At 71.5% G+C, this 22,672-nt stretch carries 22 protein-coding genes; 8 read left to right on the top strand and 14 right to left on the bottom strand.

The window, feature by feature from the left end; genetic code table 11:
• Nucleotides 1–205: 205 nt before the first annotated feature.
• Nucleotides 206–922: a metal-dependent hydrolase gene (locus tag JOL79_RS25155; protein WP_230985397.1), complete on the bottom strand. Its 717-nt coding sequence runs from the start codon at nt 920–922 to the stop codon at nt 206–208.
• A gap of 540 nt (nt 923–1,462) precedes the next feature.
• Between JOL79_RS25155 and JOL79_RS25150 the strand changes: the two genes are divergently transcribed.
• The 3 genes from JOL79_RS25150 to JOL79_RS25140 all read left to right on the top strand — a co-directional run bounded on the left by JOL79_RS25150 (nt 1,463) and on the right by JOL79_RS25140 (nt 3,722).
• Complete coding sequence (locus JOL79_RS25150; RefSeq protein WP_210158340.1) at nt 1,463–2,194, top strand: PadR family transcriptional regulator; 732 nt, start codon at nt 1,463–1,465, stop codon at nt 2,192–2,194.
• A gap of 4 nt (nt 2,195–2,198) precedes the next feature.
• Complete coding sequence (locus tag JOL79_RS25145; protein WP_210158339.1) at nt 2,199–2,777, top strand: DUF1707 SHOCT-like domain-containing protein; 579 nt, start codon at nt 2,199–2,201, stop codon at nt 2,775–2,777.
• A 330-nt stretch (nt 2,778–3,107) separates the two neighbouring features.
• Complete coding sequence (locus JOL79_RS25140; protein WP_210158338.1) at nt 3,108–3,722, top strand: DUF6879 family protein; 615 nt, start codon at nt 3,108–3,110, stop codon at nt 3,720–3,722.
• A gap of 148 nt (nt 3,723–3,870) precedes the next feature.
• Here JOL79_RS25140 and JOL79_RS25135 read toward each other — a convergent pair whose 3' ends face one another.
• Nucleotides 3,871–4,788 carry an LLM class F420-dependent oxidoreductase gene (locus JOL79_RS25135; protein ID WP_210158337.1) on the bottom strand — a complete coding sequence of 306 codons (918 nt, stop codon included), beginning with the start codon at nt 4,786–4,788 and terminating at the stop codon, nt 3,871–3,873.
• Nucleotides 4,789–4,882: 94 nt separating this feature from the next.
• Between JOL79_RS25135 and JOL79_RS25130 the strand changes: the two genes are divergently transcribed.
• Together JOL79_RS25130 and JOL79_RS25125 are read left to right on the top strand one after the other, a co-directional pair.
• Nucleotides 4,883–6,052, top strand: coding sequence for a glycoside hydrolase family 18 protein (locus JOL79_RS25130; protein WP_210158336.1), 1,170 nt, complete (start codon nt 4,883–4,885; stop codon nt 6,050–6,052).
• A gap of 202 nt (nt 6,053–6,254) precedes the next feature.
• Nucleotides 6,255–6,530 carry a hypothetical protein gene (locus JOL79_RS25125; protein WP_210158335.1) on the top strand — a complete coding sequence of 92 codons (276 nt, stop codon included), beginning with the start codon at nt 6,255–6,257 and terminating at the stop codon, nt 6,528–6,530.
• Here the strand turns inward: JOL79_RS25125 and JOL79_RS25120 are convergent.
• Both JOL79_RS25120 and JOL79_RS25115 read right to left on the bottom strand, forming a co-directional pair.
• Nucleotides 6,488–7,771: a class I SAM-dependent RNA methyltransferase gene (locus JOL79_RS25120; RefSeq protein ID WP_230985396.1), complete on the bottom strand. Its 1,284-nt coding sequence runs from the start codon at nt 7,769–7,771 to the stop codon at nt 6,488–6,490. The genes JOL79_RS25125 and JOL79_RS25120 overlap by 43 nt on opposite strands.
• A gap of 8 nt (nt 7,772–7,779) precedes the next feature.
• On the bottom strand, nt 7,780–9,822 hold the full coding sequence (locus tag JOL79_RS25115) for an APC family permease (RefSeq protein ID WP_210158334.1): 2,043 nt from the start codon (nt 9,820–9,822) through the stop codon (nt 7,780–7,782).
• Between the two features lie 106 nt (nt 9,823–9,928).
• Here JOL79_RS25115 and JOL79_RS25110 point away from each other — a divergent pair, with 106 nt between their 5' ends.
• Complete coding sequence (locus JOL79_RS25110) at nt 9,929–10,597, top strand: potassium channel family protein (RefSeq protein ID WP_210158333.1); 669 nt, start codon at nt 9,929–9,931, stop codon at nt 10,595–10,597.
• Nucleotides 10,597–11,256, top strand: a complete 660-nt coding sequence (locus JOL79_RS25105; protein ID WP_210158332.1) for a potassium channel family protein — start codon at nt 10,597–10,599, stop codon at nt 11,254–11,256. The genes JOL79_RS25110 and JOL79_RS25105 overlap by 1 nt, the downstream gene beginning before the upstream one ends.
• 114 nt (nt 11,257–11,370) lie before the next feature.
• Here JOL79_RS25105 and JOL79_RS25100 read toward each other — a convergent pair whose 3' ends face one another.
• From JOL79_RS25100 to valS, 6 genes are all read right to left on the bottom strand, one after another.
• Nucleotides 11,371–12,048, bottom strand: coding sequence for a DUF3159 domain-containing protein (locus JOL79_RS25100; RefSeq protein WP_210158331.1), 678 nt, complete (start codon nt 12,046–12,048; stop codon nt 11,371–11,373).
• Between the two features lie 16 nt (nt 12,049–12,064).
• Nucleotides 12,065–12,457 carry an OB-fold nucleic acid binding domain-containing protein gene (locus tag JOL79_RS25095; protein WP_210158330.1) on the bottom strand — a complete coding sequence of 131 codons (393 nt, stop codon included), beginning with the start codon at nt 12,455–12,457 and terminating at the stop codon, nt 12,065–12,067.
• Between the two features lie 175 nt (nt 12,458–12,632).
• Nucleotides 12,633–13,358: a DUF3710 domain-containing protein gene (locus JOL79_RS25090; RefSeq protein WP_307848712.1), complete on the bottom strand. Its 726-nt coding sequence runs from the start codon at nt 13,356–13,358 to the stop codon at nt 12,633–12,635.
• 118 nt (nt 13,359–13,476) lie between these two features.
• Nucleotides 13,477–13,914, bottom strand: a complete 438-nt coding sequence (gene dut / locus JOL79_RS25085; protein WP_210158328.1) for a dUTP diphosphatase — start codon at nt 13,912–13,914, stop codon at nt 13,477–13,479.
• 67 nt (nt 13,915–13,981) lie between these two features.
• The gene (locus JOL79_RS25080) at nt 13,982–15,298 is read right to left on the bottom strand and encodes an AI-2E family transporter (RefSeq protein WP_307848711.1); all 1,317 of its coding nucleotides are present in this window, start codon (nt 15,296–15,298) and stop codon (nt 13,982–13,984) included.
• A gap of 165 nt (nt 15,299–15,463) precedes the next feature.
• A complete protein-coding gene (gene valS, locus JOL79_RS25075; protein ID WP_210158327.1) occupies nt 15,464–17,998 on the bottom strand; it encodes a valine--tRNA ligase in 2,535 nt (844 codons plus the stop codon).
• A gap of 68 nt (nt 17,999–18,066) precedes the next feature.
• Between valS and JOL79_RS25070 the strand changes: the two genes are divergently transcribed.
• Nucleotides 18,067–18,384: a DUF4235 domain-containing protein gene (locus tag JOL79_RS25070; RefSeq protein WP_210158326.1), complete on the top strand. Its 318-nt coding sequence runs from the start codon at nt 18,067–18,069 to the stop codon at nt 18,382–18,384.
• A gap of 27 nt (nt 18,385–18,411) precedes the next feature.
• On the opposite strand, the gene JOL79_RS25065 is transcribed toward JOL79_RS25070, so the two are convergent.
• From JOL79_RS25065 to JOL79_RS25050, 4 genes are all read right to left on the bottom strand, one after another.
• Complete coding sequence (locus JOL79_RS25065) at nt 18,412–19,812, bottom strand: alpha,alpha-trehalose-phosphate synthase (UDP-forming) (RefSeq protein ID WP_210158325.1); 1,401 nt, start codon at nt 19,810–19,812, stop codon at nt 18,412–18,414.
• Nucleotides 19,813–20,051: 239 nt separating this feature from the next.
• Entirely contained in the window at nt 20,052–20,774 is a 723-nt protein-coding gene (locus tag JOL79_RS25060) for a hypothetical protein (protein ID WP_210158362.1), read from the bottom strand.
• Between the two features lie 54 nt (nt 20,775–20,828).
• Entirely contained in the window at nt 20,829–21,128 is a 300-nt protein-coding gene (locus JOL79_RS25055) for a DUF4193 domain-containing protein (protein WP_030505490.1), read from the bottom strand.
• Nucleotides 21,129–21,399: 271 nt separating this feature from the next.
• Nucleotides 21,400–22,659: a sensor histidine kinase gene (locus JOL79_RS25050; protein WP_372446809.1), complete on the bottom strand. Its 1,260-nt coding sequence runs from the start codon at nt 22,657–22,659 to the stop codon at nt 21,400–21,402.
• Between the last annotated feature and the right edge of the window lie 13 nt (nt 22,660–22,672).

Here is a 22,672-nt window from a genome sequence, read left to right as displayed (position 1 = left end):
TCCCCAGATTCCGGGCTTTTCTCACAAGTTCGGTAAGCATCCTGCCGCACCCATGTGAGGCCCTGGGCATTCAGGTACCCGGAACCCGGCATGCGGAGAATGTGTCTCGACGTCAAGATATCCCCCATGATATCTCGACATCAAGCTATCCCCCCACTCCGCCCGGAGGCACGCATGGGAGGGGTGTCGGGACGCGCCCGCGCGATCAGCCCGGCATCAGCCGCAGGCACAGGAGAGCGATCACGACGATCGACAGGGCAGGCCCGAGGATCTTGTTCTCGAACGTCTTGCCGGTCTTGATCCCGATGTCGTACGGCAGTACCCACTTGCCCTTGAGCGGCCACAGGACCGGACAGCCGTGCTCGGTGAGGCAGTCGCCGAACACGTGCACCAGGCAGCCGATGCCGATCGCGAACGCGAGCCACGAGTACGTGACGCCCAGTAAGAGGAAGGTGACGAAGAGGGCGCCCGTCATGCCCACGTTGACGACGGCGGAGGTGATCGTCTTGCCGGGGACGCCGAAGCCGATGGCGCGCAGGGCCAGGCCGATCATGAGCACGACGATGATGTCGCGCGCGACGCTGAACCTCCCCGCGAGGAAGAACGTGCCGAACCCGGCGGCCAGGGAGAACAGCAGCGAGTGGGTCGCGTGGCGGTGCCCGCCGCTGATGATGTTGACGCCCTTGCTCAGGTAGTACGTCGCCGGGCCGAACGTCTGCGCGATGGTCGCGCTGGGGTGGTCGAGGTCGGGAAGCATGGCCGCTCCCGCGCACACCAGCGCCCCGGCCACGAGCTCGGAGGGCGAGAGGATCGGACCGGTCAGCGTCGCCAGCTCCGGCGACGTGACTCCGGGAAGCGCGGTCAGGGCGGGCGCGATCGCCAGCCACACCGCGGCGCCGCTGAGGGCGTGCGAATGCCCCATCATGACAAGATCACGGCTGCACATGCTACGGCAAAGCCCCGACAAAATCCGCGAAGCGGTCTCAGGGGCCAGGGATGTGTCGCCCTTCGGCGGGCACGTTCTTGCCCCCAAATCGGGGGGAATGCACAAAAAGACGGGATCGTCCCGCTCCAAGAGCACCCCCCAGCCCTCTCAGAGCAGAACAATCCCGTCTTCGTGGGAGAAAACGCCAGGGACCGGGAGCATGTTCCCCGAGTCAGGGACATGTTTGCGTGAGCTGCGTCACGTCCCCGGCATCCGGAGCACCGGCTAGGGCCATACCCACCCCTCGCCCGGGTCAAGCGGGCGGGCGGCGAGCGAGGCGGGCCAAGAGGGGCGGGGGCGGCCGGGGAACCCGGGCCGCGGCCGGTTCGTCCCCCATTCAAGACCACCGCGGGGGACGGACGTCCCCGAACCCTGGAATTCCTTCCCCGGTCTTGTTCTTGGAACAGTAGCGATATATCGTTGAAGCATCGAGAACAGATCGTAGACAGTCAGGTAGGCAGCGAAGGAGTCATGCCGATGAGTTCGACGTACAGCATGGGCGGGCCCTGGGCCCACGCCCACGAGATGCACCGGGACATGAGACGGGCGCTGCGCGCGGCCTTGCTGAAGGGAGCCGAGATGTGGCAGCAGGAGCACGAGCACGGCGAGACGCCGCACGAACACCGGCACAGGGGTCACCGGGGGCGCGGGCCGTGGCCGGGCTTCGGCCCGGGTGGACCGTTCGGCCCGTTCGGGCCGATGGGGCCGGGCGGCGGCCGGTTCGGCCGGGGATTCGGCGGGACGCGCAAGGCCAAGCGCGGTGACGTTCGGGCCGCGATCCTCGTCCTGCTGGCCGAGGAGCCGCGCAACGGCTACCAGATCATCCAGGAGATCGCCGAGCGCAGCCAGGGCGGCTGGAAGCCGAGCCCCGGCGCCGTCTACCCGGCGCTGCAGCAGCTGACCGACGAGGGGCTGGTCCGCGCCGAGGAGAGCGACGGGCGCAAGACCTTCCAGCTCACCGACGCCGGCCGCGACTACGTGTCGGCGCACGAGAACGAGCTGCGGGCGCCCTGGGAGGACATGACGCCGGACATCGGCGAGAACGTCTACGAGCTGTTCGGCCTGTCCCGCCAGGCGGCGTCGGCCCTGTTCCAGCTCGCCCAGAGCGGCACCGACGGCCAGATCAGGCAGGCCAAGCAGGTGCTGACCGAGACCCGCCGCCAGCTCTACCGGATCCTCGCCGACGGCGACCCGGCCGAGGAGGAGTAGACCGATGCCCTCTCCCGACGACCTGCGGATCGGCGACAGGGAGCGCGACGAGGTGACGGCCCTGCTGCACGAGGCGTTCGCGCAGGGCCGGCTCACCCGTGAGGAGCTCGACGAGCGCCTGGAGGCCGCCCTGTCGGCCCGCACCGCGGGCGAGCTGCGACGGGTCACGGCCGACCTGCCGGGCGCCGACGGCTCGGCGTCCTGGCGCGGCCCGTACCATGCGCCCGCCGGTGGCCCCGGGAGCGCGCCGCGGCCCCCCGCGCCGCCCTACGTCTCCCCGCAGTACGGGCCCGGCTGGGAAGCTCCCCCGGACGGGCGGCACGGCGATCTCGGTACCTGGGGCTGGCACGCCGCCGCCGCACGCCGCGGAATGGCCCGGCCGCACCGCCGCCTCGGCCCGTTCCCCCTCATCCCGCTGGCGATCCTGCTGTTGATCGCGCTCGTGTCGGGCGCGTGGCCCGTCTTCGCCGTACTGAAGGTGATGTTCATCGTCTGGATCATCGGAAGCGTGTTTCACCTGGGCCGACGCCGACGCGACCGCACGCGGTGGCGCGGCGGCCCGTACGGCCCTCGCCGGCGCTGACTCGAACCGGTTCGTGCCCGCGGTCGCGGAGACCCGGCGGCGAGGTCACCCGCGCACCGCAGGGGGCGGAGGCAGATTTGGGTCTTGACCGGGCGTCGGGCTCGGCGAAACATCGACCTGTCGCCAACGGGGAGCCCGCCGCCCGGGCACCGGCCGCGACGCGATCCCAGGAGGAGGCGACAAGACCGACACCTCCGTCCGCGGCATGCCGTGCCGGACCGACCGGCACGACCAGCCGTGGGCGGCGAGACCGAGCACGCCAGGGTCACGATCCGGGCAGGGCCTGACGTGCGTACTTCGCGATTTCCGCTGAAGGCCTAAGGAGGCCCCATGCCCGGAGAGGCGTTCGAGCACGTCAGACAGGCCGCGGGAGTGACACTTCCCGCGGCGGACTACCGCGCCGAGTTCTACCGACGCCTCAGGCGGGTGGAGGGCGCCGTGTGGAAGCTGGAGCGCGGCCAGCACTTCCACGAGCCCGACGTCCCCAGCTGGACGGCCATGATGAACGGTGACTGGCACCGTGCCGTCGACCTCATCGCGCGGACCCGCTACACCGACGACCTGCCGCCCCGCGCCGAGCTGCGCCGCCTGCGCATCGCCGCGGAGCCGCTGACGCCGTACCTGCAGTGGGAGATCGTCCTGCTCGTGGCGCGCAGCCGCGCGGGCGAACGCGTCCGGGTGCTGCCGGTGGAGGCGGTGCGTCACCTGGAGCGCTCCGCGCCGCTGCCGGAGCTGCTGATCCTCGATCGCGACCTGATGTACGAGGTCCTCTACGACGACATCGGCGCCCACACCGGCGGCCGGCGCATCACCGATCCGGCCGTGATCGAGCCGTGCGCCCTGAGCGTCGCCGACCTGTACGAGCGGGCCGAGGACGTCGTCGCCTACCACGACCGGGTGGTCGCCCAGCTGCCCCCGCCGGCGGTCAGCCGCATCCCGTCCTGAATCCCGCGTCGCCCGGATCTCCGGGCCGTCCGGCCACAACGGCCGCGACGGCCCGGAGGCCGGCCGGCCGTCCTGGCCCGTCCCGCCCTTCTCGACCGGGCGGGGCGGGCGGGGCGGGCGGGGACCGGCGCAACGGGCGCCACCCGAATCAGACGTGCGGCATGACCTCGGCCGCGAGCAGCTCCAGGTGGTCGAGGTCGCCGAGGTCGAGCACCTGGAGGTAGACCCGCTCGATGCCGAGTTCGGCGTACCGGCCGATCTTGTCGAGGATCTCCTGCGGGGTGCCGCCCAGGCCCTCCCGGCGCGCCTGCGCCGCGTCCTGGCCGATCGCCTCGGCCCGGCGTGCCACCTCGGCCTCGTCGGCGCCCGCGCACACCGTCTGGGCGACGGACAGGATGATCCGCTCCCGCCCGGCCTCCTCGCACGCCCTCTTCACCCGCTCGAACGCCGCGCCCGTCTCATCCAGGCCGCGGAACGGCACGTTGTACTCGTCCGCGAACCTCGCCACGAGGCGCGGGGTGCGGCGAGCGCCGGTGCCGCCCATGATGATCGGCGGACGCGGCCGCTGCACCGGCTTGGGCAGGGCGGGCGACTCGGACAGGCGGTAGTGGGCGCTCTCGTAGGAGAACGTCTTCTGCGCCGCCCACAGGCCCGTGACGATTTCGAGCTGCTCCTCCAGGCGTTCGAACCGCTCGGCCACCGGCGGGAAGGGAATGCCGTACGCCCGGTGCTCCTGCTCGAACCAGCCGGTGCCGAGGCCGAGCTCCACCCGTCCCCCGCTCATCTGGTCGACCCCCGCGACACTGATCGCGAGCGGGCCGGGCAGGCGGAAGGTCACCGGGCTCACCAGAGTCCCCAGGCGGATCCGCGACGTCTCCCGCGCCAGCCCGGCGAGCGTCACCCAGGCGTCGGTGGAGCCGGGGCCGGGCTCCCCCGCGCCGATGCGCTCGTAATGGTCCGACCGAAAGAACGCGTCGAAACCGAGCCGCTCCGCCGCCTGGGCGACCCGCAGCAGGTCGTCGTAGGTCGCGCCCTGCTGGGGCTCCGTGAAGATCCTCAATTTCATTTGTCCATTATCGCCCCCGGCGGTCCGGCCGGTTGCTACAGTGCGACGCGTCTGTGCGCACAGTAGCGGCGAGACGACTGGGAGTGATCAGCTGGTGGACGCGGCACGTCACGCCCGTGATCCGGGAAACCCGCCGGGGTTTCTCGTGCTCGTCGCGGCCGTGGCGCTCGTGTCCGCCACCGGCCTGGCCCTGTGGCTGCTGCCGGCCGCCCCGCCCGGCTGGGCCGGCGCCGCGCGGCCGTCCCCGACCGGAACGCTGGTCGCCGCGCGCCAGAACATGACGCCGGGCCCCTCCGGCGACCCGCGGCCGGCGGGCCACCGGACGACGCCCGTCCCGCTGGATCAGGCGGCGCGACGGCGCTACGTGGCATTCGTGGAGGCCGAACACCTGTCCGGGCGCCTGCCCGGACACCCGGACGGGCACCTCGACGGGCACCTCGACGGGCGTCCGGCGGCGCGCTCCGCCGGTCCCGGTCCGGACGATCTCCGCGCCCCCGGCCCCGCGGCCTACACGGTCGGCCATCTCGTCGCCGGCCCGGACGGCTGTTCCCCGCGGTGGAGCGGGCTCCCCCGGACAAGCGAGCCCGTGACGGCCCGCGTGCGGCGGCTGGGCGTGCCCGGCCGCGACATCACCCTGGCGTTCGGCGGCCCCGCCGGCGCCGAGCCGGCGCAGACCTGCCGGACCGGCGGCCGCCTGGCCGCCGCCTATCGCACCGCGATCGAGGCGGTCCGGCCGGGTGGTGTCGACTTCGAGCCGCGCGCACCGGACGCGACCGCGGTCACGCTCCGCCGCGCCGCCGCGATCATCGCGGTGCAGCGGGAGGCGCGGGCGGCCGGACGCCCGTTCGGCCTCACGTTCACCCTGCCCGCGACCCCGTACGGCCTGGCCCCCGCGGACACGGGCATGCTCGGCACCACCCGGGAGGCCGGCGCCGACATCCGCGCCGTCAACCTGCTCGTGCCGTTCGCCCCCGGTTCGAAGGACAACCTCCGCCGCCTCGCCGCGACCGCGCGGGCCGCCCACCGGCAGCTCGAAGACGCGCTTGGCATCGGCGCGGCCGAGGCCTGGCGGCGCCTGGCCCTCACGCCGGTGCTGGCCACCCCGGCCGACCTCGATCTCGCGCAGGCCAGGCGGCTGGCGGCGTTCGCCGCGCGGAACGGACTGTGCTGGCTGTCGCTCCGCGGCGCGGACCCGGCCCCGGGCGTCGTCGAGGCGCTGGCCGCACCCGTCCCCACTTCCGTCCCCGCACCCGCCGGGGGCTGACGGCTCCACCGCCGCAGGGTGGGTGTGTCACACCCCGGAACGCCCAATCCATGTTCCGCACGCCCGGTACGGCCGCACCCAGCAGAATCGCCCCCAGGCTGGAATCTTTCGTCTCTAGGGGTGGCCGTCGCACCATGGACCATATGGCCGGCCGTCGCCGAACGAGCCCTCGACCGGCGGCGCAACGGAAGGAAGACCCGCCATGTACGCACCCCAATTCACCGCTCTGGCCTGGGAGCATCTGGTGATCGTCACGCTGGGCGGAGTCGTGCTCTGGGTCGCCATCATCTCCGTCGCGCTCCTGCTGTCCCGGGCGGACGGCCACCCGCGCCCCCGGGTCCGCCACGATCGAGCCGAGCACCAGGAGACAGCGGAGGACCCCAGGAGAGGCCAGGAGACGCCAGGAGACACCGCCCTGGTGGGGCGGGTCCGCTCTCAGCCCGGCGACCTCGTCAGGAGCGCGACGCACTCCACGTGATGGGTCATCGGGTATTGGTCGAAGGCCCGCAGGTCGGTCAGCTCATAGCCGTACGGGGCGAACCAGGCGATGTCGCGGGACATCGTGGCCGGGTCGCAGGACACGTACACGATTCGCGAGGCGTCGAGGGACGCGACGCGGTCGACGACCGGACGGCCGAGACCGGCCCGGGGCGGGTCGGCGACGACCAGGGCGGCGCGTTCGATCTCCAGCCGGTCGAGCGCCTCCTCGACCTTGCCGCGCTCGACCGCCGCCTGGGGCAGGTCGCGCAGGTTGAACCGCGCGTCCTGGACGGCCTGCGGCTCCGACTCGATGCCGAGTACGGCTCCGTCCGGGCCGACGGCCTCGGCGAGACCGGCCGCGAACAGGCCGGCGCCGCAGTAGAGGTCGAGCGCCCACTCCCCCGGCTCCGGCCGGCCGAGTTCGAGCACGGTCTCCAGCAGGGTCGCCGCGGCGCCGGGATGGACCTGCCAGAAACCGCTGGCCGTGACCCGGAAGTCGCGTCCGCCGACCCGCTCGATGAGGGACGCCCGCCCGCTGAGGGCCCGGGTGCCGCGCCTGCCCTCGTCGAGCAGGACGGAGGCGTCGACGTCGGGCAGGTCCACCCGCCGGTGACCGGCCGGCTCGACGATCACGGCGTGGTCGCCGCCGGAGGAGGCGACCACCTCGACGGCGGCGGCGCCGCGCCAGGAGTGGCGTTCCGCGCCGACCTCCTCGACGGCGGGATGGGCGATGCGGCACCGGTCGATGTGCTCGATGTCGTGGGACCGGTGGCGGCGCAGCCCGGCCGATCCGTCGCGATCGACGGCGAACTGGACGCGGGTGCGCCAGCCGAGGCCGTCGGGGGCGCCGGGCACCTCCTCCACGACCACCTTGCGATCGATCCCGGCCAGCCGGCGCAGCTGCTCGGCCACCACGTCGGCCTTGAGGCGCCGCTGGGCGTCGAGCGAGGCGTGCTGCCAGTCGCAGCCGCCGCAGCGCCCGGGACCCGCGTAGGGACAGGGCGGCGTCACCCGGTCGGCCGACGGCTCCAGGATCTCCACGGCGTCCGCGCGGAGGAAGCGGGCGGTCTCCTCGGTGATCCGGGCCACCACCCGCTCGCCGGGAAGGGCGTGCCGGACGAAGACGACCCGGCCGTCGTGCCGGGCGACGCACCAGCCGCCGTTGGCGACCGGGCCGACGGTGAGCTCCACCTGGGAGGAGATATGTTCGCCGCCGTCGGGCGGATATGAGTCACGCATGGGTCTCATCATGCCTTTACCTGCTGGTCCGGCGCGGGGTGACGCTGCGGACGGCGGACGGCGCCGGCCGTGACCGGGTCACGGCGCCGCTTGAGTCGGTCGGAGGAGGCGAGCTGCCAGGGCACGCTCGTCACCATGACCCCCGGTTTGAAGAGCAGCCGGCCCTTGAGCCGCAGGGCGCTCTGGTTGTGCAGCAGGTGTTCCCACCAGCGGCCGACCACGTACTCGGGGATGTAGACGGTCACGACGTCGCGCGGCGACCGGCGCCTGAGGGACTTGACATAGTCGAGGATCGGGCCGGTGATCTCGCGGTACGGAGAGTCGAGGATCTTCAGCGGCACCTGGATGCCCCTGCGGTCCCACTCCTCCTGGAGCCGGGCGGCCTCGTCGGAGTCGACGCTGACGGTGACCGCCTCAAGGCTGGACGGCCGGGTCGCCCTGGCGTACGCGAGCGCGCGCAGCGTGGGCTTGTGGATCTTCGAGACCAGCACGATGGCGTGGTTGCGGGCGGGCAGCATCGACTCGTCGGCCTCGCCCTCCTCCGGCGCGGAGAGCTCCGCGGCCACCCGGTCGTAGTGGTGCCGGATGCCCTTCATCATCAGGAAGAGGACGGGCATGGCGATGCAGACGATGTAGGCGCCGTGGGTGAACTTGGTGGCGAGCACGACGACGAGGACGACGCCCGTCATGATCGCGCCGATGCCGTTGATCACCCGGGAGCGCATCATGTGGAACCGCGTCTTGGGGTCGGTCTCGGTCCGCAGGTGACGCGTCCAGTGGCGCACCATGCCGATCTGGCTGAGGGTGAACGAGACGAAGACGCCCACGATGTAAAGGTTGAGCAACTTGCTCACATCGGCGTCGAAGGCCCAGATGAGCAGGCAGGCGCCGGCCGCGAGGATCCCGATGCCGTTGCTGAAGGCCAGGCGGTCGCCCCGGGTGTGCAGCTGCCGGGGCAGGTAGCGGTCCTGGGCCAGGATCGAGCCGAGCACGGGGAACCCGTTGAAGGCGGTGTTGGCCGCCAGGAACAGGATGAGGGCCGTCACCGCGGCGATCGCGACGAACAGGACGGAGCCGTCACCGAAGACGGCCGACGCGACCTGCGCGATGATCGGCTGCTGGTAGTAGTCCGGCCCGGCCGGATGCCCGTTGATGATGATGCCCTGGGCGACGAACGCGGGGTCGGTGACCTTCACCCCTGACTTCAGGCCGAGGAAGATGATCCCGCTGAACATGGTGACGGCGATGAGGCCCATCATGAGCAGCGTCGTGGCGGCGTTCTTGCTCTTGGGCTTGCGGAACGCGGGCACACCGTTGCTGATCGCCTCCACACCGGTGAGGGCGGCGCACCCGGACGAGAACGCCCGGAGCACCAGGAAGGACAGCGCCAGCCCGCCGATGTCGGCCTGCTCGGCGATGATCTTGTAGTCGGCGGTCGGCGCGCGCAGCTCGTCGCCGAGCGCGATCAGCCGGAACAGACCCCACAGGATCATGCCGATGACCGCCGCCATGAAGGCATACGTCGGCACGGCGAACGCGACCCCCGACTCGCGGATGCCGCGGAGGTTCATGATCGTCAGCAGGATGACGATGGCGATCGCCACCACGGCCCGGTGCTCGGCCACGAACGGGATCGTCGCGCCGACGTAGTCGGCTCCGTTGGCGACGGAGACCGCGACGGTGAGCACGTAGTCGACGAGCAGCGCGCTGGCGACCGTCAGGCCGGCGGTCGGCCCGAGGTTCGTGGTGGCCACCTCGTAGTCGCCGCCGCCGCTCGGGTACGCGTGCACGTTCTGCCGGTACGACGCGACGACGACGAGCATGACGAGCACGACGGCCGCCGCGACCCACGGGGAGAAACTGTAGAAGCTCGCGCCCGCGAGCGACAGGATGACCAGGATCTCCTGTGGCGCGTAGGCCACCGAGGACAGCGCGTCACTGGCGAAGACGGGCAGCGCCACGCGTTTGGGCAGCAGCTGGTGGTGGAGCTGCGTACTCCGGAGAGCGCGCCCCACGAGGAGCCGCTTGACAAGATCCGTCACCTTGGACACGTCTGCTGAGCCTAGTCGTCTCCCGCGCCGCCCGGCTCACGCGGTGCTGGGCAAGCGCGACATACTGTCTCCGTTAGGAGTCCGCCCAAACGTACGGCGGGGAAACATGCATATTGTGATCATGGGATGTGGCCGGGTCGGCTCGACCCTGGCCCACATCTTGGAGGACAACGGACACTCGGTCGCCGTCATCGACCGGGATCCGCAGGCCTTTCGGCGGCTCCGGGCCGGGTTCCGCGGCCGTCGCGTGACGGGTATCGGTTTCGACCGCGACGTGCTTGAGGAGGCCGGGATCGGCTCGGCCACCGCCTTCGTCGCCGTGAGCAGCGGCGACAACTCCAACATCATCTCCGCCCGGGTGGCCAGGGAGATGTTCGGCGTCGACAACGTCGTCGCCCGCATCTACGACCCGCGCCGCGCCGAGGTCTACCAGCGCCTGGGGATTCCGACGGTCGCGACCGTGCGGTGGACCGCCGACCAGATCCTCCGTCGCGTGCTGCCGGAGGGCGCGGAGCCGCTGTGGCGGGATCCCACCGGCACCGTGGTCCTGGCCGAGGTGGCGTTCCATCCCGCCTGGATCGGCACGCGGGCCAGGGCCGTGGAGGAGGCCACCGGCGCCCGGCTCGCCTTTCTCAACCGCATGGGCGAGGCGCTGGTGCCGAAGGGCGACACGATGATCCAGGAAGGCGACCTCCTGCATCTGGTCGCCGCCGAGAACAACATGGACCGGATCAACAAGGCGCTCGCCGCCCCACCCGTCGACGAGGAGCACTGATGCGCGTCACCATCGCCGGCGCGGGCGCCGTCGGCCGTTCCATCGCAGTGGAGCTGCTGGAGAACGGCCACGAGGTCCTGCTCATCGACATCGACCCGCGGGCAATCAAGATCGACAGCGTTCCGCGGGCGGAGTGGCTGCTGGCCGACGCCTGCGAGATCTCCTCGCTCGACGAGGCGGGACTCAACGGCTCCCAGGTCATGATCGCCGCGTCCGGGGACGACAAGGTCAACCTCGTCGTGTCCCTGCTGGCCAAGACCGAGTACGGCGTGCCGCGCGTGGTCGCCCGGATCAACCATCCGAAGAACGAGTGGCTGTTCAACGACTCCTGGGGCGTCGACGTGGCGGTGTCCACGCCGCGCCTGCTGTCCGCGCTGGTGGAGGAGGCCGTGAGCGTGGGCGACCTGGTGCGCCTGATGACGTTCCGCCAGGGACAGGCCAACCTCGTGGAGCTCACCCTCGCCGAGGACGCGCCGGTGGTCGGCCAGCGCGCCGGGTCGGTGCCATGGCCCGTGGACGCCGCGCTGGTGGCGATCCTGCGCGAGGGACGCGTCCTGGTCCCGTCGGCGGACGACCCGCTGGAGGCCGGGGACGAGTTGCTGTTCGTCGCCAGCCAGGAGGTCGAGCAGCAGCTGTCCAGCCTGCTGTCCGCGCGCTGAGCGTCCCGATCCGGCCTGATCCGGGCTGGGCGGCGGCGCGACAGAAAAGTACGCCCGGCCCGGACGTCGTCCCGGCCGGGCGGCGGCCAGTGCCCGGGGTTCAGGGCCCGGGGTTCAGGTGCCGGGCGGGGTCAGCGGCGCGGGCTGCATGGGCGTCCTGCCCCGGGCGAGCACCCAGACCATCGCGGCGAGACCGGCGATCTGCAGCGGCCAGCCCAGCGCGATCTTGGCGACGCCGAGCGCGGTGACCTCGTTGGCCCAGTAGAGCGGGAGCTGCACGACGACCCGCAGCAGGCACGGCAGCACGAGCAGCCAGGTCAGCCGCGAGCAGAGCCGCACCAGGCCGGAATCGCGGTGCCACGCCGTCGGATCGCCGGTGACCGATCCGATCAGGAATCCCACGATCGGCCAGCGGACCACGATCGACAGCAGCATCCCGGCCGCGTACGCGCCGTTGTAGAGGATGCCGGGCAGGAAGACGTCCTTGGCGGCGCCGCTCCTGGTGGCGAAGAACGCCCCCACGCCGATGCCGACGAGGCTGTTGAGCACGAACTGCGGGGTCGTCCGCTGCGCGATCCGGATCAGCAGGAGGACCACCGCGGAGCCGATCCCGGCGATCAGCGAACGCTTGAGATCGTCGGACGCGAGCCACGCCACGGTGAACGCGAGCGTCGGCACGGCCGCCTCGATCACTCCCCGGCCACCGCCCAGCGCCTTCGTCAGCTGCGCGCGCACGGCCGCCTCGACGGTCGCGTGGGCCCCGGAGGAGGCCGCCATGTCCGCTGTGCTCATTCGGTCTCCTGCCGGATCAAGGGCCACCAGCCGGGCGCAGCTCGTAGCGGGGATTGAACATGACCTTGCGGCCGTCCTGGACGCTCACCAGGCCCTCGGCCCGGACGACGCGTCCCGGCTCAATACCGGCGATCTTGCGGCGGCCGAGCCAGACGAGGTCGATGACGTCCGAGCCGTCGTACAGCTCGGCCTCCAGGGCCGGCGCGCCTCCACGCGGCCTCAGGGTGACGGTCCGCAGCGTCCCCGCCACGCAGAAACGCTGCCGTCCCCCGCAGCGCGCGATCGGCGTCGCGCCCTGCCGCCCCAGATCCTCCTGAAGCTCAGCGGCCTCCAGCTCGGCCTGGCTTGTCGTCAGGCGCTGGAAGAAGCCCCGCAGTCCGCCGCGTTTGGCAGGCTCCGGCGTGCTCATCGGTCGCTCACCCGGCTTCCTCGCTACATTCCCGTCGAACGGGTGGTCATGACGTCAAGCGTAGGGGACGGCCCCACCGCAGCATACGTGAGGCGCTCTCCGGCCAGAAGGACGGAAACGGACAGGACATGTCCCCGAGACCGTCAATGACCGCCGGACCGCGAAGGTCCCCAGATCAGCGGATCTCGCTGATCTCCGGACCCCGCTCGAACGGCCGCAGGTCGTCCTGCCGGCCGGCCTGCTCGGCCGCGTGCTGCTCCATCGCCTGGCGCGCCTCCGCGGGCAGCCGCAGCTGGATGGGTTCCCTCGGCGGCATCGGCTCGTCGCCGCGGATCACCACGGTGCCGCGAACCACGTCCTCCAGGATCCCCGCGGCGGACGGGTCGACGGCCGCCCGGCCGCTGATCACCGCCCGCAGGAACCAGCGGGGTCCGTCCACGCCGAGGTAGCGGACCGGCTGCGGCCCCTGCTGCGCGCCCTGTGACGCCTGCCCCTGCGCGGGCACCCGCGCCGCGAGCTCGGCGCCGAACGGACCGTCCTGCTCGGTCACGGTGCCGCCGACGGCCGCCACCTCACGGGCGAGCTCGGCCCGCACCTCGTCCCAGATCCCGCTGCGCCTGGGCGCGGCGAACGCGTGCAACTGCAGGGCGCTCTCCTCCACCAGGACGATCGCGCCGTCGATCTGGTCGCCGGTCATGCTGAGCTGGATCTCGAACCCGGGACCGACGGGCAGCCGGAGCCCGCCGAGGTCGACCCGCTCGCCCTCCGGATAGTCGTCCTGCCCGTCCCACGGGCCGGTCGTCCGCGCCGAAGCGCTGGACTCCTCCCCGGAGACCGGCTTGGAGACGGCCGTTGCCCGTTCCTCCTCCGCGCGTCGCCGTCGTCCGAACACCTCGTTCACTCTCCTCATGTCTTCCGCGTGTCCGCGGCGTCCCCGCCGCGGGTCGTCGGCGGCCCGGGCCGGATCCCCTTCCGGGTCGCCGTAATGGCCGCCGTAGTGGCCGCCGTCTGGCCGCCGTTCAGGACCCGGTCGAGCCGAATCCGTTGGCTCCCCGGACCGATCCGGGCAGCCGGTCCACCTCGTGGAAGGCGGCCTTCTCCACCCGCTGGACGACGAGCTGCGCGATGCGGTCGCCGCGCCGGAACCGTACCGGCTCCTTCATGTCGGTGTTGATCAAGGTGACCCTGATCTCCCCCCGGTAGCCCGCGTCGACCGTGCCGGGGGCGTTGACCAGCGTCACGCCGAACGCGGCGGCCAGGCCCGAGCGCGGGTGCACGAACGCCGCGTACCCGTCGGGCAGCGCGATGGCCACGCCCGTGCCCACCACGGCCCGCTCGCCGGGCTGCAGTTCGACGTCCTCGACGGCGTACAGGTCGGCCCCGGCGTCGCCGGGATGGGCGTACGTCGGGATCGGGAGGCCGGGGTCGAGCCGGTGGATCAGGACCTCAACACTCATGCCATCGCCTCGCCTGCCGCCGTTCGGCCGCCGCTGTCCACGCTACGCCCGTTCACGAGGCAAGACCCTACCCGTTGGGCCGGTGAACCATGGCCTCACCAGGGGCCCCGGCGGCGCGTGCCGTGCCGTCGTCGTCCGGGGACGTCGCGGGCCCGGCCGATTCCTCCCGGGACGCCGGGATCGCCGCGGACGATGCGGTCGATGCGGATGCGCCCGGTTCCTGTCCGGCGGGCCGCCGTCCGGCCGCTTCCCGCTCGGAGGGCGTGCCGGAGGGACGATCCTCCTCGTGCGGCTCCTCCGGATGCTCCTCGGGGGGCGGGAGCGCCGGCTGGTCGCGCCGCAGCTCGGGCAGCGCCCGGTAGATGACCGCGACCAGCGGCACGGCCACGGCGGCACCGGCGATGCCCCCCAGGATGCCGCCCACCGCCAGAATCAGGATGATCGCCAGTGGGTGGAAGGCCAGGGCCCGTCCGACGATGAACGGCTGGAGGACGTGGTTCTCCAGCTGCTGCTCGACCACGAGGATGCCGACGAAGATCAGCGCGAGAACCCAGCCCTGGGAGCCGAACGTGACGAGCGTGGCGATGCCGCCCGCGAAGAAGATGCCGACGATCGGGATGAAGCTCGCCAGGAAGATCAGCACCGCGAGCGGCGCCCACAGGGGCACGCGCATGCCGGCCAGCACGATCCCGATGACGATTCCGTGGATGGCGGCGATGGCGACTGTTCCCCAGACGTAGTGGGAGATGGTGACCCAGGCCGCCCGCCCCGCCCGGTCGACCCGCGGCGCCGCGCTCCCGAACATCCGCAGGAGCCAGGCCCAGATGCGGTCGCCGTCCTTGAGCAGGAAGAACGTCACGAACAGCAGCAGGATGATCGACGCGAGCACCTCGACGACCGCGGTGGCGCCGGTCAGCAGCGTGCTGGTGAGCTGGCTGCGCTGCTGGTTGATCTGGCTGCTGAGCTGGTCGACGAAGTCGGCGATCTGCGCCTCCTTCAGATGCAGGGGGCCGTGCAGCAGCCAGTTCTGCGCGTTGCGCGCGGTGAGCTGGATCTGCGCGACGAGTCTGGGGAACTCGTCGTTGGCCCGTACGCCGATCATGAAGCCGATACCGACCATGACCGCCAGGCCGAGCAGCATCGTGATCCACGTCGCGTAGACGGGACGCAGACCGGCGTGGCGCAGCCGCCGGGTCAGCGGGTAGAGCAGCGCGGTGAGCAGCAGCGCGACCGCCACCGGCAGCACGACGAAGGCTATCCTGCCGACGATCAGGGCGAAGACGTAGATCATCGCGCCGACGAGCAGCAGGCGCCAGCTCCACGCGGCGAGAGTGGCGAGGACCGGAGGAACGTTCCCGGTCTCGCGCCGGTTAGACGGGATCACTCGTCCAGCCTGGCATGCCGATGCTCCCAACGCGCAGCGGTTTTACCGCTGCCCCACCCTCGACGGTCACCCTCGCCCCCCGCCCGCCCGGTCCTTACCCCGGTCTTGCCCCTTCTGTGACGCCGTATCCCAATAGGGCCGCCCCGGAATCACACGTCGCCGGAATCACACGTCGAGCGTCACCGTGACCGTCAGCGGCCCGGCACCGTGCTCCAGCACGAACTCCTCCACGTTCCCGGCCTCGCACAGGTCGTCCTGGGCGATCCGCACCCGCTCGGCCTCGTCGCCCGTCACGACCAGACGGGCGACCTCGGCGCGCATGGACGCGCGGGCCTCCGACTTGGCCCGCCGCACCCGGCGCAGCACGCCGGACACGGCCTCAAGCACGGCCGGGTCGCCGTCCGCACCGGCGGCGAACTCCTCGCCGGCGGGCCACGCGGCCCGGTGCACCGAGCCCGGCCGCCACCACGACCACGCCTCCTCGGTCACGAACGGCAGGAACGGCGCGAACAGCCGCAGCAGCACGTCCAGGGCCGTGCGCAGCGCCGCCACGGCCGACGGGTCGCCGGCGTACGCCCGCGCCTTGACGAGCTCCACGTAGTCGTCGCAGAAGTCCCAGAAGAAGCGCTCGGCTCGCTCCAGCGCCCGCGCGTAGTCGTAGCTGTCGAAGGCCTCGGTGGCCTCGGCCACGACGGCGCGCAGCGCGGCGAGCATCGACCGGTCGAGTGGCCTGAGGACCTCTGGCACGCCCTCCCCCGAGTCCCCCAGGCCGAAGCCCAGCACGAACTTCGACACGTTGAGGATCTTGATGGCCAGCCGGCGGCCGATCTTGATCTGCCCGGTGTCGAAGGCCGTGTCGGTGCCGGGACGCCCGCCTGCCGCCCAGTAGCGCACGGCGTCGGAGCCGTACTCCTCCAGCAGGCCCATCGGGGTGACGACGTTGCCCTTGCTCTTCGACATCTTCTTGCGGTCGGGGTCGAGGATCCAGCCCGAGATCGCGGCGTTGCGCCAGGGCAGCGTGCCGTGCTCCAGGTGGGAGCGGACCACGGTCGAGAACAGCCAGGTACGGATGATCTCGTGGGCCTGGGGCCGCAGGTCCATGGGGAACACCCGCCGGAACAGGTCGTCGTCCCGCTCCCAGCCCCCCGCGATCTGCGGGCTGAGCGAGGAGGTCGCCCAGGTGTCCATGACGTCGGGATCGGCCGCGAAGCCGAGCGGCTTGCCCCGCATGTCCTCGGGGAACCCGGGCGGGGCGTCGCTCGACGGGTCGACCGGCAGCGCGGACTCCGGCGGCGTGATCGGCGCGTCGTGGATCGGCTCTCCCTCGGAGTCGAGGGGATACCACACGGGGATCGGCACGCCGAAGAACCGCTGGCGGGAGACGAGCCAGTCACCGGCCAGCCCCTCCACCCAGGTCTCGTACCTGACCCGCATGTGTGGCGGGTGCCAGCGCAGCTCCCGGCCGCGTTCGAGCAGGGCGGCGCGCAGGGCGGCATCCCTGCCTCCGTTGCGGATGTACCACTGGCGGGTGGTGACGATCTCCAGGGGCCGGTCGCCCTTCTCGTAGAACTTCACCGGCCGCCGGATCGGGCGGGGCTCGCCGTCCAGGTGCCCGGCCTCGCGCAGCATCTCGGTGATCCGCTCCCGGGCACCGTGCGTGGTCCGGCCGGCCAGCTCGGCGTACGGCCCGGCGGGCACGCCCGGGGGCGGCTCCGGCAGCAGCCGGCCGTCCCAGCCCAGGACGGGACGGGTGGGCAGGTCGAGCTCGCGCCACCAGACGACGTCGGTGACGTCGCCGAAAGTGCAGATCATCGCGATGCCCGACCCCTTGTCCGGCTCGGCCAGGCGGTGGGCGACGACCGGCACCTCCACCCCGAAGAGAGGGGTGCGCACGGTGGTGCCGAACAGCGGCCGGTAGCGCTCGTCGTCCGGGTGGGCGACCAGCGCCACGCAGGCCGGGATCAACTCGGGCCGGGTGGTCTCGATCCACACCCGCTCGCCCGAGGGCGCGTCGAACCCGATCCGGTGGAACGCCCCGGGCCACTCCCGGTCCTCCAGCTCCGCCTGCGCGACGGCCGTGCGGAACGTCACGTCCCACAGGGTGGGGGCCTCGGCGACGTACGCCTCACCGCGGGCCAGGTTGCGCAGGAACGCCCGCTGGGAGGCGGCCCGCGCGTTCGCGTCGATCGTCGCGTACGTCATCGACCAGTCGACCGACAGGCCCAGCCGCCGCCACAGCTCCTCAAACGCCTTCTCGTCCTCGGCCGTGAGCCGTTCGCACAGCTCGATGAAGTTCCTCCGGGAGATCGGCACCTGCCGCTTGGCGTCGGGCCGGTCGGGCGGCCGGAACGACGGGTCGTACGGCATCGAGGGGTCGCAGCGGACCCCGAAGTGGTTCTGCACCCGGCGCTCGGTGGGCAGCCCGTTGTCGTCCCAGCCCATCGGGTAGAAGACGGCACGCCCGCGCATCCGCTGGTAGCGGGCGATCGTGTCCGTGTGCGTGTAGGAGAAGACGTGGCCGACATGCAGGGATCCGGACACCGTGGGCGGCGGCGTGTCGATCGAGTAGACCTCGTCGCGGCCGCGGGTCCGGTCGAACCGGTAGACGCCCTCCGCCTCCCAGCGCTCGGCCCATACCGCTTCCAGGCCGTCGAGAGACGGTTTCCCGGGCACGGTCATGGGGAGTCGCCGTTCAGTCATGCCACCACATGGTATGGCGTGCACCACCTCCCGCGGGGAGACACTAAGGTCGTTACGGAGGAGGAATCATGGCGGACATCGCTCGAGCGGCCAGGCGCGAACTAGACGAAGCCGACAAGCCGGACATGATGTGGCGGATCGTGGGCGGCCTTCTCGGGCTGGCCGTCGGCTTCGCCTCCCGGAAGGTGCTCGGGTACGCCTGGGAGAAGGCCACGGGCAAGAAGCCCCCGGCGAGCGCCGACTCGCCGGACATCAGTCTGCGGGAGGCGATCGCCTACGCCGTGGTGATGGGGCTCGGCATGGAGGTCACCCGGATCATCGCCACCCGCGCGGCGGCCAGGAAGTGGAAGTCCTGGAAGGACGCCGCCAAGGACGTCACACCGTAGGCGCCGGCACCGTGGGCGCCGCAGGCGTCAGACCGCAGGCGGCTCCGACGGGTGTCCCGACTCCAGCGCGGTGAGGAAGTCGCTCGCCCACTTGTCGACGTTGTGGGTGGCCACCCTCCGGCGCAGCGACCGCATCCGCCGGCCCAGCTCGTGGGGGGTCGCCCGCATCGCGGCCAGCATCGCCCGCTTCATGCCGTCGATGTCGTACGGGTTCACCAGGAAGGCCTGGCGCAGCTCGTCCGCGGCACCGGCGAACTCGCTCAGGACCAGCGCGCCGCGCAGGTCGTGCCGGCACGCCACATACTCCTTGGCCACCAGGTTCATGCCGTCGCGCAGCGGCGTGACGACCATGACGTCCGCGGCGCAGTAGAGCGCGGCGAGCTCGTCATGGTTGTACGACTGGTGGAGGTAGGAGATCGGCTGGCGGCCCAGCATGCCGTGCTCGCCGTTGATCCGGCCCACCCGCAGCTCGATGTCGTTGCGCAGGCGCACGTATTCGGCGACGCGTTCCCGGGTGGGGGTCGCCACCTGCACGAAGGCGGCCTCGCCCGGCTTGATCGCGCCGTCGTCGAGCAGCTCGCCGAACGCCTTGAGCCGCTGGCCGATGCCCTTGGTGTAGTCGAGCCGGTCGACGCCGAGCAGCACGTGCTCGGGGTCGCCGAGCTCCGCCCGGATCTGCTCGGCCCGCCGGACGATCCGCGGCTCGCGGACGAGCTGGTCGAGCTGGCCGAAGTCCACCGAGATGGGGAACGCCTCGGCGCGGACCGTCCGGCCGTCCACCAGGATCTCGTTGCGGGAGTTCGGCAGGCCGAGGAGGCGGCGCGACAGCCGGATGAAGTTCGACGCCCCGCCCGGCCGCTGGAACCCGACGAGGTCGGCGCCGAGGAGGCCCTCCAGGATCTCGTTGCGCCACGGGAGCTGGTTGAACAGCTCACCCGGCGGGAACGGGATGTGCAGGAAAAAGCCGATCTTCAGGTCGGGCCGCAGCCTGCGCAGCATGGCGGGCACCAGTTGCAGCTGGTAGTCCTGCACCCAGACCACGGCGCCGGGCGCGGCGGCGTCCGCGGCGGCACGGGCGAAGCGGTCGTTGACGGCCCGGTAGGCGTCCCAGAGCACCCGCGAGTACGTGGGCTTGGCGACGACGTCGTGGTAGAGCGGCCAGAGCGTGGCGTTGGAGAAGCCCTCGTAGTAGAGCTCCATCTCCAGGGCCGACAGCGGGATCGGGATCAGGTGCATCCCGTCGTGATCGAACGGCTTCAGCTCCTCGCCGGCCGCGCCGGTCCAGCCGAGCCAGGCTCCGTCCCGGCGCTGCATCACGGGCGCGATGGCCGTGACCAGCCCGCCGGGGCTGCGGCGCCAGTCCTTCTCTCCGACACGGTCGACAGGGAGCCTGTTCGCGACGATCAGGAACGAACTGGTGTCACGCATGAAGCCTCCAGGGTCGCCGTGACCCACCGAATGGGGAATACCACCGTTAGTGCACTTACCCGTAACGACGTGCACAATTCGCCCGGGCTGCTGTGAGCATGATCTCAGGTGGGCCACAAGAACATCTCAGGAGGTCCCAATGGTTTAGACCACTGGGTGACAGTTCCGTACCAGGCCCGAGCGGGCGAAAACCCACGCTGATCAGGGCGTCCGGAGTCGGCGGATTCGGCCGGTACGGATCAGGCGGGCGGCAGGGGGCGGTGGCGCCGCAGGTCGGCGCGTACGGCCTCGGCGAGCCTGCGGGTGGCGGCCCGGTTGAGGGCTCCGCCGGCGACGGCCCCGGTGAGGAAGGGGCCGAGGGTGGTCAGGTTGCGGCCCAGGGTGCGCATGAGGCGGTTGCGCAGCGCGGTCTTCGCGGCGGTCCCGAGGGCGACGGTGGCCGAGCCGGGGGCGAGCGGGTTGACCCCGCGCTGCCTGGACCAGGCGAGAGTGAAGGCGGTGGCCCGCTGGGTGCCGTTGCCCGGCACGCTCACGCCGTACACCTCGTGCAGTTCGGCGATGAGCTTGACCTCGATGGCCGCGACGACGAGGGTCTCGGCGACGATCTGCGCGGGAGCGGATAACAGGAGGGGCGGCGCCACGAACTCCGCGGCGGCGACCGCTCCGCCCACCGCGCCGACCGCCATGGTCGCCTTTCCCGCGGTGCGGACGAGATCGTCGGCGAGCTGTTCCCCGGTCAGCCCGTAGTGGTGTTCCTTGAGGGTGGCGAGGTCACGGATCGGGAGGCGGGGGGCGATGTTCATGAACACGTCCGCCATCCACCGCCCCCGTCCCACCTTCGACGCGCGCGCCCGTCTCGCCGACTCGGCGAGCGAGGCGCCGAGGCGGCCGAGCAGCCGGCGCCGCTCGGCCCTGTCCGTCGTCTCACCAGGGGCGACGAGTTTCCCGACCAGGCCGGCCATCTCGTCGTCGTTCGATCGATCCGCGTCCGAGGTCAACGGACCCTCCAAGCACTGCTAGGCGGCACACTCTCGGCAGACCTGCTGGCCGTTCTTCTCGGAGGCCAACTGGCTGCGGTGGTGCACCAGGAAGCAACGCGAGCAGGTGAACTCATCAGCCTGCCGAGGGATCACCCGGAGCGAGAGTTCCTCGTTCGACAGGTCCGCACCAGGCAGCTCAAGCGACTCGGCGAGGTCGGTCTCGTCGATGTCGATGCTGCCCGACGACTTGTCGCTCCTGCGTGCCTGGAGCTCCTGGAGACTGTCCTCGTTCAGGTCGTCGTCGGTCTTGCGCGGGCTGTCGTAATCGGTAGCCATCTGCCTACTCCATCCCCCTCATCTATCTGCCTGCGCCGGTGTCGCGCGTCTTAACGCTCGGAAGGCCGTCGTTGTGCCCGCGGGGGCCAGGAAATTGTGCAATCGGTACCCGCTTGGACGAACGCTGAACCACCCGGAACACGAGGGGCATGCCGTACCAGGCTCTGGTTAGCCAAATATGGCGAAAACCACAGTATCGACGGTATGACCCACCGCGTTCGACGGCACATCCAACCACATGTACGGCGCGCATGCTCCCTCAGCGCGCCGACTACGACGCGCCCGAGGTCGCACCCGCCCCGGACAGGCGCACCGTCACCACGAGGCCCCCTCCGTCCCTGGGAACGGCGGTGACCCGGCCCCCGTGCGCCCGGACGATCGCGCGCACGATGGACAGGCCGAGTCCCGCGCCCTTGGCGGATTGGACCCGGTCGGCGTTCAGTCTCCGGAACGGCTCGAACAGGCTCTCCACCTCGTACGCGGGAACATGTTGTCCCGTGTTCGCGACCTGAACAACGGCACCCCCATCCACCATTCCCGTACGGATCCAGACTTTTCCTGAAGTGCCGATGTTGTGTTTAATGCCGTTCTCAACCAGGTTCGAGACGCAGCGCTCGATCAATACCGGGTCGCCGGTCGTCGCCGCCGGGTGCAGGTCGTACTCGACGGCCACGCCCTCCTCGTCCGCGAACGGGGCGAGTTGCTCGACGGCGGTCTTCGCCACCTCCTGGACGTCGACCGGTTTGCGGACCGACAGCTCCCGCTCGCTGCGGGCGAGCAGCAGCAGCCCCTCGATCAGCCGCTCGTGACGCGCGGTGGTCCCGAGAAGGGTGCGGCCGAGCACCTTGAGATCGTCCGACGCCTCCGGGTCGGAGAGGGCGACCTCCAGCACGGTCCGGTTGATCGCGAGCGGCGTGCGCAGCTCGTGGGAGGCGTTGTCGACGAACCGGCGCTGGGCGTCGAAGGCCGTGTTGAGCCGGGTGAGCATGGCGTCGAAGGTGTCGGCCAGCTCCTTGAGCTCGTCGTCGGGCCCCTTCAAGTCGATCCGCTCGTGGGCCAGCGAGGTCTCCGACAGCTTGCGGGCCGTGCCGGTCATCTTCTTGATCGGCCGCAGCGCCCGGTCGGCCACCACGTAGCCCAGGATGAGCGCCAGGATCCCCACCCCGAACAGCGCCATGAGCGACCGCTTGAGCAGCTCGGCCTTCGCGACGGCGATCACTTCCTGCTGCTGCTGGGCGTACCAGGTCTGGAACTGGTCCACCAGGTCGGACGGCGCTCCGAATGGCAGGAAGACATTGCTCCCCCACCCTGCGTTGATCGCCTGCCCCACCAGCACATACATGACCATGAGCAGGAGCGCCCCGGCGACGAAGAACAGCGCGCCATAGGTGAGGGTGAGCCGCCATCGGACACTGATCCGGCCCGGCAGCCCGCGGATCTCGTCGATGAGATTGCGCTGGATGGGATGCGCGCCCAGCGGCGGCGGCCCGTCCCAGGCGGGCGGGCCGCTGGGCGGCGGCGGCGTGGTCACCGGGCCGCCTCCG

Source organism: Microbispora oryzae, assembly GCF_017896165.1.
Taxonomy (GTDB): domain Bacteria; phylum Actinomycetota; class Actinomycetes; order Streptosporangiales; family Streptosporangiaceae; genus Microbispora; species Microbispora oryzae.
This window is presented reverse-complemented; position numbering and strand designations above follow the sequence as displayed.